Below are 13052 nucleotides of genomic sequence, written 5' to 3' on the forward strand. Positions count from 1 at the left end.
CGGACGACGCGGGGCTGGCCGGTGTGGCGGGCGGCGGCTACGGTGTCGGGACCATGACTGCACCAGCCCCCTGGCAGCGCGTCGCCCGCGGCGCCCGGCTGCTCGACGACGACGGCCGGCTCGCCACCACGATCTTCGCCGAGATGTCCGCCCTGGCCGCCGCGACGGGAGCGATCAACCTCGGGCAGGGCTTCCCCGACGAGGACGGTCCGCGCGAGGTGCTCGACGCCGCGCACGCGGCCCTCGACGCCGGCCTGAACCAGTACCCGCCCGGGCGCGGCGTGCCCGTGCTGCTCGAGGCGGTCGCGGAGCACCAGGCACGGTTCTACGGCCTGCAGCTCGACCCCGCCCGCGAGGTCCTCGTGACGGCCGGCGCCACGGAGGCCCTGGCCGCGACCCTGCTCGCCCTCGTCGACGAGGGCGACGAGGTGCTCACCCTCGAGCCCTTCTACGACGCCTACGGCGCGGTCATCGGCCTCACGAAGGCGACCCACCGGACGGTCCCGCTCCGGGGCACGGACTTCCGCGTCGACCACGACGAGCTCCGGGCCGCCTTCTCCGACGCCACGGCGGTCGTCCTCGTGAACGACCCGCACAACCCGACGGGCAGCGTGCTCGACGACGAGACCCGTCAGCTGCTCGTCGACCTGGCGATCCGCCACGACGCCGTGATCGTCACCGACGAGGTCTACGAGCACATGCTCTTCGACGGCCGCCGCCACGTCCCGATCGCGACGCTGCCGGGCGCTGCCGACCGCACGGTCACCATCTCCAGCGCGGGCAAGACGTTCAGCGTCACGGGCTGGAAGATCGGCTGGGCGACCGGCCCGGCCGAGCTGCTGACGCGCATCCTCACCGTCAAGCAGTACCTCACCTACGTCAACGGCTCGGTCTTCCAGCCGGCCGTCGCCGTCGGCCTCGGCCTGCCCGACTCCTACTTCGCGGGCCTCGCCGACAGCCTGCAGCGACGCCGAGACCTCCTCACGGCGGGGCTGACGGCCGCCGGCTTCGGGGTGTCGCCCTCGAGCGGCTCGTACTTCGTGGTGGCCGACTCCCGCCCGCTCGGCTTCGACGACGCGGCGCAGCTCGCCCGTCGGCTGCCCGAGCTCGCCGGGGTCGTCGCCGTGCCCGTGAGCGCCTTCTGCCGGCCGGAGCTCGCCCGCGAGCACTCGTCGCTGCTGCGGTTCGCCTTCTGCAAGACGACCGCGGTGCTGGAGCGCGCCGGCGACCAGCTCGCCCGCCTGCGGACCTAGTCGACCGGGGCGCTCGCGTCTCCCTCGCGGAGGGCGGTCTCCCGGCGCGCGAGCTCGCGACCAGCCTCGCGCAGCCACGGCTCTGGCCGGGCCGACGACTCGGCTGCTCCGCCGGCGAGCTCGCCCAGCTCCACGACAACGTCGAACGAGCCGGTCGCCTCGGCCACGGACCCCGCGACGAGGGCGGTGCGCACCCCGGCCCGGGCGGCCTCCGAGCAGACCCAGGAGACGACCTTGCCCTCGGCGGTCTGGGCGTCGTACCGGCCCTCCCCCGTGACGACCACGTCCGCCGTCTCGACGAAGGAGCGGGCGTCGACGGTCTCGGCGACCGCCTCGGCACCGGACTCGAGCACCGCGCCCCAGAGCAGCAGGCCGAAGCCCGTGCCCCCGGCGGCCCCCGCGCCCGGGGTGGCCGGGTCGACGTCGACCAGCGACGCGAACGAGGCCAGCGCCGCCTCGAGCGCGAGCACGTCGTCGGGGCCCGCGCCCTTCTGCGGCCCGAAGACGGCGGCCGAGCCCCTCGGCCCCAGCAGCGGGCTGCGGACGTCGGTCAGGCCGACGACGCCGTCGACCGGCAGGGCGCGGAGCCCGCTGAGGTCGAGCCGTGACGCCGCGGCGAGGCCGTGGGAGCCGTCGGCGACGGGCTCCCCCAGCGAGTCGAGGAGGCGCGCGCCGAGCTCGGTCAGCATCCCCGCGCCGCCGTCGGTGGAGGCGCTGCCGCCGAGCGCGACGAGCACACGTCGCGCCCCGGCGTCGAGGGCGGCAGCGACGACTCGACCCAGCCCGCGGGTGTGGGCGTCGTACGGCTGGGGATGCGTCAGCAGGCCGAGGCCGCTCGCCGCGGCGAGCTCCACAACGGCCACCGCGCCCGGCAGCAGCAGCCAGGACGCCGTGACGGGCCGCCCGTCGGGCCCGGGGACGGAGAGCTCGTGCCGCACCGCACCCGGCACGGCCGACTCGAACGCGTCGAGGGTGCCCTCTCCCCCGTCGGCGAGCGGCAGGAGGCGCACGACGTCGTCGGGGCGGACCTCCCGCCAGCCCTGCGCGAGGGCGGCGGCGGCGGGCGCCGCGGCGATCGTGCCCTTGAAGGAGTCCGGGGCGACGACGACGGAGAGGGGCGACTGCATGTGCACACAGTGACACGTCCCGGCGCCCGCGGCGAGGGCGGCGTCGGCGACGGTGCCGACGTCGACGACCGAAGGGACCGCGAGGCCTGCCACACCGGCCTCCGGCAGGCCGCGACCCGTGCGGCGGGAACGACGAAAGCCCTGGTCAGGAGACCAGGGCTTTCGTGTGTGTCGCGTTCTCTGTTGCGGGGGCAGGATTTGAACCTACGACCTCTGGGTTATGAGCCCAGCGAGCTACCGAACTGCTCCACCCCGCGGCACAAGAAGAAACGCTACCAGGCGATCTGTGACCTGTCCAATCGGCACGACCACCGGCCCCGAGTCGCCGCCTGCAGGACGACCACCGCCCCTCGACCGGGGTCGAGGGGCGGTGGTCGTCACCGGTGCAGCGGTCGGCGCTACTGGCCGGCGGTCGCGGCCTCGCTCGCGGTCACCGCGGCCTCGAGGGCGGTCTGGAGGCGCTCGTCAGCCTCCGCCGCGGCCACCAGGTCGTTCGACTGGTACGCCGCGCTGCGGTCCTCGAGGGCGGACTGAGCATCCGCGAGGGCCTGGTCGAGCTGCGAGTTGCCGGTCGCGCCCGTGTCGGCGCCGGCACCCGTGTCGGGGGCGTCGCCCGTGCCCGCGTCACCGGTGTCGCCCGTGCTCGTGTCGCCTTCCGGCACTCCCTCGTCGCCCGCCTGGGCACCCGAGTTGCCGCCGAAGAGCGAGTCGAGCGCTCCGTTGAGGGTGTCCTCGAAGGCGATCTTCTCGCCGAACGAGACGAGCACCTTCTGCAGCACGGGATACGACGTCTCGCTGTTCGACTTCACGTAGATCGGCTGCACGTACAGCAGGCCGCCTCCCACCGGCAGCGTGAGCAGGTTGCCCCGCACGACGCTGGTGTCGCCGCGGGTGAGCAGCGCCAGCTGGTTCGCCACGGCCGTGTCGGTGTTGAAGTTGTTCTGCACCTGGCCCGGGCCGGGGACGGTGTCCGTCTTGGGCAGGGTCAGCAGCGAGAGCTTGCCGTAGTCGGGCGAGATCTCGCCGGGCGTCGTGCCCGCGTCGGCGTTCGCGGCCAGGTACCCGGTCAACACGTTCCGCGCGTTCTCCCCCGACTGCTGGGGGATGTACGTCGAGTAGATCGAGAACGCCGGGTCCTGGTCGGGCAGCTGCAGGGTCAGGTAGTACGGCGGCTGCAGCGGCGGGTTCGCCGTGTTGCTCGTCGGCTCGTTCGGGGTCACCCACGCGTCGTCGCTCGAGTAGAACGAGTCGGCGTCGGTCACGTGGTAGGTGCCGAGGATGGCGCGCTGCACCTTGAACATGTCCTGCGGGTAGCGGACGTGCTGCATCAGGTCGACGGACATGTCGCTCAGCGGCTTCGTCGTGGACGGGAAGATCTTCTGCCACGTCTTCAGGATCGGGTCCTCGGTGTCCCACGCGAAGAGGTCGACCGACCCGTCGTAGGCGTCCACGGTCGCCTTGACCGAGTTGCGGATGTAGTTGATCTCGTTCGACGCGTAGACCGGTCGCTCGGTGTAGGTGTCGGCGATCGCGTCCGACAGGGCCTGCGGCTTCGAGTAGGGGTACTCCGGGGTCGTCGTGTAGGCGTCGACGATCCACTTCACCCTCCCGTCGACGACGGCCGGGTACGGCGCGCTGTCGATGGTGAGGTACGGAGCGACCTTCTGCACCCGCTGGGCCGGGTCGCGGTCGTAGAGGATCTGCGACTGGTCGTTGACAGCGTCGGAGAGGAACACCTGCTCCGACTGGAACTTGATCGCGTAGATCAGCTTCTTGAAGGCGCTGTCGAGCTTCGGCCCGCCGTCGCCCTCGAAGGTCGTGGTCTGGTTCGTGCCGTTGTCGTTCGCGCCCGAGGGGTAGTCGAGCTCGATGTCGTCGCCGCCGTCGCCGCCGACGATCGAGTAGTCGGGTGACTCCTGGCCGAAGTAGATGCGCGGCTCGTAGCTGTCCGAGTCGCCGAGGGCGCCCGTGACCGGGATGCCCGACTCGAGGAAGACGGGCTGGCCGTCGGCCGAGCGCTGGTTGCCGTAGGCCGCCACGACGCCGTAGCCGTGCGTGTAGACGAACGTCGTGTTGTACGGGGTCGCCGAGTTGCCGAGCTGGTCCGTGTTGAGCTCGCGCACCGCGATGACGGTGTCCTGCTGCTGGCCGTCGATCGTGTAGCGGTCGACGGAGAGCTGCTCGGGGAAGCTGTAGTACTGGCGGTACTGCTGCAGCTGGGCGAAGGCGTCGGTGACGAGCGCCGGGTCGATGATGCGGATGTTCGCGGTCGTGACCGCGTCGCCGGCGAGCGCGCCCGCCTCGGCGTCGCTCTGCGCGTCGTAGGACTGCTCCTCGACGTCGGCCACCCCGTACGCCTCCCGGGTGGCGTCGATGTTCCGCTCGATGTAGGTCGACTCGACCGTCCGCTCGCTCGGCTCGACCTGGAACCGCTGGACGATCCAGGGGTAGATGCCGCCGACGATGATGCTGATGATGATCAGCGCCGCGGTGCCGATGACGGAGAGGCGCCACTTGCCCACGACCGCGGTGACGATGAAGAGGATCGCCACGACCGCCGCGGCGAGCGCGAGGATCTGCTTGCCGGGGATGCCCGCGGCGACGTCGGTGTAGGTGGCGCCGGTGACGAGCTTGTTCGTGCCGTCGGTGAGCGTCGCGTACTGGTCGAGCCAGAGGCTGAGGCCCTGGAGGGCCAGGTAGAGCGCGGCGGTGACGGCCAGCTGGATGCGCGCCACGCGGGAGATGCGCACGTCACGGCCCGAGAAGCGCAGCGCCCCGTAGAGGTAGCTCGTGGCCAGGGCCGCCAGGCCCGCGATGAGGACGACGGCCGACGCGAAGCCGACGGCGCCCTGGTAGAAGGGCAGCTCGAAGACGTAGAAGCCCACGTCGAGGCCGAACTGCGGGTCGGTCTCGCCGAAGGAGGTGCGGTTCAGCCACTGCAGGGTGACCTGCCAGCGCGTCGAGGTCGCGATGCCCGCGAACAGCCCGAGCACGATCGGCACGCCGAGCACCACGACGCGGCGGAGGGGCTCGATGACCTGCTGGTAGCGGTCGAGCTGCGAGTTGAGCTTCGCGTAGACGGGGCGGAACCGGAACGCCACGTCGATGCTGACCCAGACCGGGACGGCCATGGCGACGAAGCCCACGAGGAACATCACCGCGCCCGCGATCCACTGCGTCGTCAGCACGTTCGCGAACCCGAGCTGGTCGTACCAGAGGTAGTCCGTCAGCAGCGACGAGAAGATGAAGAACGCGATGACGAGGGCGGCGAGGATCGCCACCGTCACGAGGACCGGCGCTCGGGGCGAACGTCGCGGGGTGCGCGACGATGCAGGTGACGTCAAGAGGGTGCTCCTGGCTCAGGGGACGTGGACGGCCATCCTACGTGTCGAGCCTGACCGTTCCACCGTGCCCGCGCCTCCTCGCAGGGAGCTGTGCAGGGGCCCTCAGCCGGCCGTGCAGGTGGGCAGCGAGGCGGTGTCTCCCCCGTCGGCCACGGTCTCGAGCGCCGTCACGGCGTCGTCGAGGGTGGCGACCGCGTAGACGTCGAGGCCGGAGGGCACGTGGCCGACGACCTCGTCGCAGTTGCTGGCCGGCGCGAGGAAGACCGACGCCCCCGCGTCGCGGGCTCCGTACAGCTTCTGGCGGATGCCCCCGATCGGCCCGACGGTGCCCGAGGCCGTGATGGTGCCCGTGCCCGCGACCGTCTCGCCGCCGTTGAGCTCGCCGGGCGTCGTCTTGTCGATGATCCCGAGGGCGAACATCATGCCCGCGCTCGGGCCGCCGACCTTGTCGAGACGGAGCGTCACGTCGAAGGGGAACTCGTAGTCGACGCTCACGCCGACGCCCAGGAGCGGCGTGCCCTGCACCTCCTGCGGGGTGACCTGCTCGATCACCTGCTGACCGTCGCGCTCGACGACGACGTCGGCGGGGCCGTCGGCCCCGTGGTCGGCCACCACGGCGCGGAGGGCGTCGACGTCGCCGTTGGTCGTGAGGTCGACGCCGTCCACGCTGACGACGACGTCGCCCTCGCGGAGCACGCCCGCCGACGGTCCGTCGTCGGAGACCTGGCTGACCGTGACGGTGCTGGGCACCTGGTACCCCTCGTGCACGAGGGCGGCCGCGACGGCGGACTTCTGGGAGTTCTGCATGTCGACGGCGTTCTGCTCGTCGACCTGCTCATTCGAGACGCCGGAGGGGTAGATCGCCTCGACCGGCACGACGGCCCGGCTCGGCGAGAACCAGGCCTGGACGACGTCGAGCCAGCTGGGCCGGTTCGCGACGTCGCCGCGCACGCTGACGGTCAGCAGGTCGAGCGACCCGGCCGTCGGGTACGTCTCGGCGCCCTCGACGGTGATGAGCGGCTCGCTCTCGCCCTCGTAGTCGGCGCTGCCGAGGGTGTCGAAGACGGGGCCCGGCTGCTCGATCAGGTAGGGCGAGGGGAGGAAGGTGAGCGCGAGCCCGGCGACCAGGGCCACGACGAGCAGCCACCACCCGAGGGCGGCACGGCGACGGGGCTGCTCGACGGGTCGAGCCGGGGGCGTGAACATGGCCACGGACGGTCCTTTCGGTGTTCGCCACGGGCGCAGCGGCGGACCGGGAGGCGTCGGCCGGAACCCAGGCTGTTCCTGCGGCCAGCAGCTAGCGTAGTCAGCATGACTGATGAACCGCAGCGCGGCCCGGAGGACGAGTTCCGAGAGATGCTGCGCCAGTTCCTGGCGGGCGGCTCCGACATCGATCCGTCGAAGCTCGCGGGCGCGGCGGGGCTCCCGTCCGACCCGGCCTTCGTCGCCCGGCTGATGAGCCAGCTGCAGGACGCCGTGAGCCGCAGCGGCGACGGCATCGACTGGAGCGTCGCCACCCAGCAGGCGACCGCCGTCGGCACGGCCTCCGCCGTCGCCGCCGACCCGGCCGCCACCGCGGCCCTCGAGCAGGCCTTCACCCTCGCGGCCCTCTGGCTCGACGAGGTCACCTACGTGGCCGAGCTCACCGTCCCCCCGAAGCTCGTCAGCCGCGCCGAGTGGGCGCGCCTCACCATGCCGGTCTGGACGCAGCTGGCCGAGCCGGTCGCCGAGTCCATCGCCGACTCCCTCACCCGCGTGCTCTCCGAGCAGGCCCCCGACGAGATGCAGTCGCTCCTGGCCGGGGCGGGCCAGGTCATGCGCAGCGTGGGCGGCACCCTGTTCGCCCTCCAGCTCGGCCAGGTCGTCGGCCAGCTCTCGACCGAGGTCGTCTCGGGCGGCGACGTCGGCATCCCCCTGCTCGACGACCAGCAGGCCGCGATCGTGCCGCAGAACGTCGACGCCTTCGGCGAGGGCCTCGACATCGAGCCCGACCAGGTGCAGCTGTACCTCGCCGTGCGCGAGCTCGCGCACGCCCGGCTGTTCCGGCACGCACGCTGGCTCCGCCTCCACCTCATCTCGTCCATCCGCGAGTTCGCCCAGGGCATCCGCATCGACACGAGCCGACTCGAGGAGCTCGCGGTCGACTTCGACCCCGAGTCGCCCGAGCAGCTGCAGGACGCCCTCGCGAGCGGAGCGCTGATCCCCCCGAAGACGGACGAGCAGCTGGCCGCCCTGGCCCGCCTCGAGACGACGCTCGCCCTCATCGAGGGCTGGGTCGACGTCGTCACCGCCGAGGCGACCGCGCGCCTGCCGAAGGCCGGCGCGATCGCCGAGACCGTCCGCCGTCGCCGTGCGGCCGGCGGCCCCGCCGAGTCCGCGTTCTCGACGCTCGTCGGCCTCGAGCTCCGCCCCCGACGCCTCCGCGAGGCCGCGGCGATGTGGTCGGCCGTCAGCGCCGCGGTCGGGGCCGAGCAGCGCGACGCGCTCTGGGCCCACCCCGACATCGTCCCGACCGACGCCGACATCGACGACCCCCAGGCGCTCGTGGCGCGGCTGACCGCGTCCGAGCCCGCCTTCGACGACGTCGACCAGGCCATCGCCGACCTCCTGGCCGACACGGGCGACGACCGTCCCCGCGAGTCCACGGACGGCAGCGCGGTCGAGTCCGGGGCCGACGCCGCCGACGCGACCGACGCCGACGTCGAGACCGACCGAGACGACGACGACTCCCCCGACGGCGGTCCCTCCCCCGCTCGCTGACCGCGGGCCCGCCCGGGCGGGCCTGTGGACAACGCGGGGCGGCCGTTCCTGCTGCAGCAAGCTCGGGGCGTGCCCGCTCCCCGCCCCCTCCGCCTGCCCGACCACGTCCCCGTGCTGTGGCGCGACCCCGACACCCTCCAGATCGGGGTCGAGCGGGCCCTGGTGGTGCTCCGCGGGGTGAGCCGACTCGAGGAGGCGGTGGTCGCCGCCCTCGTGGCCGGTCGCGGCGACGGCGGGGTCACCGCGCTCGCCGCTCAGCTCGGCGCCGACGCCGGGTCCGTCGCCGCCGCCGTGCAGCGGCTCGAGCCGGCCCTGCTCGCCGACGGGCCCCGCGCGACAACTCCGCTCGTGCGCCTCGCGGGGTCGGGGCCCCTCGCCGACGCCGTCGGGCGGCTCGCCCAGGCGGAGGGCCTCGGGGTGCTGCGGGTCGACGCCGAGAGCGTCGCGGGCTCCCCCGGTGACCCGCGGAGCGCCTCCTCGGTGCCTGCCGGCCTGGGCCTGGTCGTCTCGGGCCTCGTCTCCGACCCGTGCGTGACGGCTGAGTGGGTCCGCCACGACGTCGTCCACCTGGTCGTGCGCTCGGGCGACCGCTCGGTGCGGGTGGGGCCGGTCGTCGTGCCGGGCGTGACGGCGTGCGTCCGGTGCCTGCACCTGCACGACGGCGAGGCCGACCCGGCGTGGCCCGCCCTCGCCGGTCAGCTCGTGACGGCCCCGCCGACGCCCCTGTCGTCGCTGGTGGTGCACGAGGCGGCCGCGGCGGCGGTGCGGCGACTGCTCGCCGTGGCCGAGCACGGAGCCGGCGACGACGCGGCGGCCGTCGACCGCCTCGACCGGGCGAGCGGCGAGGTCACGCGCTCGTGGACGACGCCGCGTCGCGACTGCGGGTGCGGAGCTCCTCCAGGAACCGGCTCGGTCGACGCTCGCCGCCCCGGCCCTGGCCCGCCGCGCCCCACGACAGCCGGAGGCGCTCCCGGGCCCGCGTGACGCCCACGTAGAGCAGTCGCCGCTCCTCGTCGATCGCCTCGAGCCCCTCCGCGTAGCTGATCGGCACGAGGCCCTCGCTGAGGCCCACGAGGTAGACGCTCCGCCACTCGAGCCCCTTCGCCGAGTGCAGGGTCGCGAGGGTGACGGCGGCCATCGTCGGCTCGTGCTGCCCCTGCTGACGGGCGAAGAGCTCGTCGACGAACTGCCGCAGCGTGGTGTCGGGGGGCGAGGCCTCGGCGAGCCCCATCAGGGCGTTCAGCGACTCCCAGCGGTCACGCACGGCGCCCCGCTGCTCGGGCGCCTCCTGCGTCCACCCCAGCGAGCGCAGCACGTCGCTGACCGTCTTGAACAGCGGCTCGCCCACGATGCTGACGGCCGCTCCCTTGAGCATCATCAGCGCCTCCTTGACCTCGCGCAGCTCGAAGAACCGCGTCGCGCCCTGGACCCGCGTCGAGACGCCCACGTCGGAGAGGGCGCGCTCCAGCGCCGCCGCCTGGACGTTGACGCGGTAGAGCACGGCGATCTCCTCCGGCGCGACGCCCGACGCGATCTCGTCGGCGATCGTCTGGGCCACGCCCCGCGCCTCCGCCATGTCGGTCGGGTACTGCGTCACCGGGGGCACCGGCCCGGCCGTCTCGACCGCGGGGTGCAGGTGGAGGGCGCCGGGCCGGCCGCGCATGAGCTGGTTGGCGGTGTCGACGATCTGGCGCGACGAGCGGTAGTTCTGCTCGAGGCGCACCACCGTCGCGTCGTCGTACCGGGAGCCGAACCCCAGGAGGTAGTCGGCGGAGGCCCCGGCGAACGAGTAGATGGTCTGGCTGGCGTCGCCGACGACGCAGAGGTCGTTGCGGTCGCCGAGCCACAGCTCGAGGAGGTGCTGCTGCAGGGGCGAGACGTCCTGGTACTCGTCGACGACGAAGAAGCGGTACTGCTCGCGGACCTGCTGCGCGACCCGGGGCTCGAGCTCGAGCATGCCGACCGTGGCCAGCAGGACGTCCTCGAAGTCGAGCTGGCGCCGTTCGTCCTTGATGTCCTCGTAGGCGGCGTGCAGGTCGAGCGCCGCCTCGACCGACACCGACTGCGGCAGCGAGCGCGAGGGCACCTTCAGCGCGTACTCGTCCATCGTGAGCCGGGAGACCTTGCGCCACTCGATCTCGCCGGCCATGTCGCGCAGCGAGGCGGTGTCGAGCTTGAGCCGCAGCCGCTCGGCGGCGTGCGCCAGCAGCTTGCCCTTGCCGTCGAGGAGGCGCGGCATCTGCCCGCCCATGGTCTGCGGCCAGAAGTACGACAGCTGCGAGAGGGCGGAGGCGTGGAAGGTGCGCGCCGAGACGCCCCCCGCGCCGAGGTGGCGCAGCCGCCCGCGGAGCTCGGCCGCCGCGCGGGAGGTGAAGGTGAGGGCCATCACGCGGTTGGGGGCGTACACGCCGGTCGCGACGCCGTAGGCGATGCGGTGCGTGATGGCGCGGGTCTTGCCGGTGCCCGCCCCCGCGAGGAGGCAGACCGGCCCGAGCAGCCGACGGGCCGCCTCGCGCTGCTGCTCGTCGAGCCCGGCGATGAGCTCAGCGGCCTCGGTCACTGGTCGAGCTCGCCGCCGAACCAGTCCTCGATGATGGCGCGGGCGATCGACGTGCGGCCCGGCAGGAGGACGTCGCCGAGGCTCGCCGCGAGCTCGTCGCGACTGAACCAGCGCAGGTCGAGGATCTCGGCGCCGTCGGGCTCGAGCACCCCCGGGTCGGCGGCGTCGACGACGGCCCGGAAGCCGAGCATGAGGCTCGCGGGGAAAGGCCAGGGCTGCGACCCGAGGTACTGCGGGTCGACGACCTTCACCCCGCTCTCCTCGAAGACCTCGCGCTGCACGGCCTGCTCGAGGGACTCGCCGGGCTCGACGAACCCCGCGAGGAGCGACCACCGGTTGGACTCCCACAGGGCGTTCGAGCCGAGCAGCAGCCGGTCGTCGGCGTCGGTGACGCCGACGATGATCGCAGGGTCGGTGCGCGGGAACACCTCGTGGCCGTCGTCGGGGTCGCGCCGGACCCAGCCGGCCTTGTCGCTGACGAGCTCGCGGCCGGTGCGCGGGGCGAAGCGGTGCGAGTCGTGCCAGTTGGCGAGGGCGACGGCCTCGACGGCCAAGCCCACGTCGCGGGCGCTGAGCGTCGAGCCCGTGGCCCGCGGGCTGCTCCACGCGTCGTCGTCGGGCTCGAGGGCGGCCGCCTGGTCGTCGTCGAGCAGCGCCGCCACGACGGGGGTGCCGACGGGCTCGGCGGCTGCCGGGTCGAGCGACCGGCCGAGGTAGAGGTGGTCGCGAGCCTGGCCGAGGGCGGCGGGCTCGAGCAGGGCCAGCGCCGACGGCGTCGCCATCAGGGTCCGGCCGCGCCAGACGGGCAGCACCCTCGTGTCGGCGGACGACAGCAGCTCGGCGACCACGCCCGGACGCTCGCGGGTGAGGTAGTCACGGTCGACCTGCTGCCGGGACAGCGGGAGGCGGGGCGTGAGCGGCGAGGACATCGGACGACCAATCATCGCGAGTTGACAGCGTGGCGCGCGGAGTGGCACCGGGCGCGGCGGCCTACCCTGAGGGCATGGCCAGATCTCATCTCACTCTAGCCGCGTTGGCCACGGCCGCCGTCGCCGAGCTCGACGTCGTGACCGCGTCGCCGCACGGCTCCTCCCAGGGCGGCGACTACGACTCCGCGGTCGTGGGCAGCAGCGACGGCGAGCAGCTGATCGTGCGGGTGCCGCGCAGCCAGCGCGCCGAGGCCACCCAGTCCGCCGACCTCGTCGCGCTCCGCGCCCTGAGCGCCGGGGTCCGCGGCCGCCTCCCCTTCGCCGTCCCGCAGTACCGGGGCCAGGCGCCGATCGGCCGCACGCGCGGCATCGTCTACGACTTCGTGTCCGGGCGCCACCTCCGCAGCAACGAGGTCACCTCCGGCTCCGGCCTGCCCACCGCCCTGGGCCGCGGCATCGCCGCGATCCACTCGCTCCCCACGAGCTTCGTCACCGACGCCGGGCTCACGAGCCACACGCCCTTCGAGGCGATGCGGTCGTCGGCGGCCCTCGTCGACCGGGCCGCCTCGACGCGGCTGCTCCCCGCCGCGCTGCTGGAGCGGTGGGAGGCGGCGATCCAGGACAGCGTGCTCTGGCAGTTCCAGCCCACGGTCGTCAACGCCTCGCTCGAGGCGTCGTCGGTGCTCGTCGTCGACGACGCCGTCAGCGGGGTGCTCGGCTGGCACGACCTCCAGGTGGGCGACCCGGCACGCGACCTCGCCTGGCTGCTCGGCGCCCCCGGGCGCGAGGCGATCGACTCCGCCTTCGACGCCTACAACGCCGCCCGCGGCACCAGCGACCACCAGCTGCGCCACCGGGCCACGCTGTACCGCGAGCTCGACCTCGCCAAGTGGCTGCTGCACGGCACGAGCACGAAGAGCACCGCGGTCGTCGACGACGCCGTGGGCATGATGACCGACCTCGTCGACCGGCTGCAGGCCAGCTCGCAGGGCGGCATCGGCGCCGGCGGCACGGCCGCCCTCGACCTCGACGGCGTCGAGGAGCTGCTCGCCTCGACGGAGCGCCGGCACTCCTAGGCC

The 13052-nt window shown here is 73.5% G+C and carries 8 protein-coding genes and 1 tRNA gene; 3 read left to right on the forward strand and 6 right to left on the reverse strand.

The window, feature by feature from the left end; all coding sequences use genetic code 11:
* Positions 1–53 precede the first annotated feature (53 nt).
* On the forward strand, positions 54–1253 hold the full coding sequence (locus IFT45_RS00775) for an aminotransferase class I/II-fold pyridoxal phosphate-dependent enzyme (protein ID WP_192126202.1): 1200 nt from the start codon (positions 54–56) through the stop codon (positions 1251–1253).
* Here the strand turns inward: IFT45_RS00775 and IFT45_RS00780 are convergent.
* The 4 genes from IFT45_RS00780 to IFT45_RS00795 all read right to left on the reverse strand — a co-directional run bounded on the left by IFT45_RS00780 (position 1250) and on the right by IFT45_RS00795 (position 6930).
* Positions 1250–2380 carry a glycerate kinase gene (locus IFT45_RS00780; RefSeq protein WP_192126204.1) on the reverse strand — a complete coding sequence of 377 codons (1131 nt, stop codon included), beginning with the start codon at positions 2378–2380 and terminating at the stop codon, positions 1250–1252. The genes IFT45_RS00775 and IFT45_RS00780 overlap by 4 nt on opposite strands.
* A 183-nt stretch (positions 2381–2563) precedes the next feature.
* A tRNA-Met gene (locus IFT45_RS00785) sits at positions 2564–2637 on the reverse strand.
* A 141-nt stretch (positions 2638–2778) separates the two neighbouring features.
* Complete coding sequence (locus IFT45_RS00790; protein WP_197982100.1) at positions 2779–5724, reverse strand: UPF0182 family protein; 2946 nt, start codon at positions 5722–5724, stop codon at positions 2779–2781.
* 102 nt (positions 5725–5826) lie between these two features.
* Positions 5827–6930 (reverse strand): PDZ domain-containing protein, encoded by a 1104-nt coding sequence (locus IFT45_RS00795; protein WP_192046351.1) that lies wholly within the window; start codon positions 6928–6930, stop codon positions 5827–5829.
* Positions 6931–7035: 105 nt separating this feature from the next.
* Between IFT45_RS00795 and IFT45_RS00800 the strand changes: the two genes are divergently transcribed.
* On the forward strand, positions 7036–8484 hold the full coding sequence (locus IFT45_RS00800) for a zinc-dependent metalloprotease (RefSeq protein ID WP_192126206.1): 1449 nt from the start codon (positions 7036–7038) through the stop codon (positions 8482–8484).
* Positions 8485–9331: 847 nt separating this feature from the next.
* Here the strand turns inward: IFT45_RS00800 and IFT45_RS00805 are convergent.
* Together IFT45_RS00805 and nudC are read right to left on the reverse strand one after the other, a co-directional pair.
* Complete coding sequence (locus tag IFT45_RS00805; protein WP_192126208.1) at positions 9332–11044, reverse strand: UvrD-helicase domain-containing protein; 1713 nt, start codon at positions 11042–11044, stop codon at positions 9332–9334.
* On the reverse strand, positions 11041–11973 hold the full coding sequence (gene nudC / locus IFT45_RS00810; protein WP_056056538.1) for an NAD(+) diphosphatase: 933 nt from the start codon (positions 11971–11973) through the stop codon (positions 11041–11043). The genes IFT45_RS00805 and nudC overlap by 4 nt, the downstream gene beginning before the upstream one ends.
* 74 nt (positions 11974–12047) lie before the next feature.
* Here nudC and IFT45_RS00815 point away from each other — a divergent pair, with 74 nt between their 5' ends.
* Complete coding sequence (locus tag IFT45_RS00815) at positions 12048–13049, forward strand: phosphotransferase (protein WP_192126210.1); 1002 nt, start codon at positions 12048–12050, stop codon at positions 13047–13049.
* Positions 13050–13052 lie beyond the last annotated feature (3 nt).

The sequence above is a fragment of the Frigoribacterium sp. CFBP 13707 genome, assembly GCF_014842245.1.
GTDB lineage: Bacteria > Actinomycetota > Actinomycetes > Actinomycetales > Microbacteriaceae > Frigoribacterium > Frigoribacterium endophyticum.

Bases quoted from the DNA above. Each gene is read 5' to 3' on its own strand.
- IFT45_RS00775 (WP_192126202.1), top strand. From the start codon at position 54: ATGACTGCACCAGCCCCCTGGCAGCGCGTCGCCCGCGGCGCCCGGCTG.
- IFT45_RS00780 (WP_192126204.1), bottom strand. From the start codon at position 2,380: ATGCAGTCGCCCCTCTCCGTCGTCGTCGCCCCGGACTCCTTCAAGGGC.
- IFT45_RS00795 (WP_192046351.1), bottom strand. From the start codon at position 6,930: ATGTTCACGCCCCCGGCTCGACCCGTCGAGCAGCCCCGTCGCCGTGCC.
- IFT45_RS00800 (WP_192126206.1), top strand. From the start codon at position 7,036: ATGACTGATGAACCGCAGCGCGGCCCGGAGGACGAGTTCCGAGAGATG.
- nudC (WP_056056538.1), bottom strand. From the start codon at position 11,973: ATGTCCTCGCCGCTCACGCCCCGCCTCCCGCTGTCCCGGCAGCAGGTC.
- IFT45_RS00815 (WP_192126210.1), top strand. From the start codon at position 12,048: ATGGCCAGATCTCATCTCACTCTAGCCGCGTTGGCCACGGCCGCCGTC.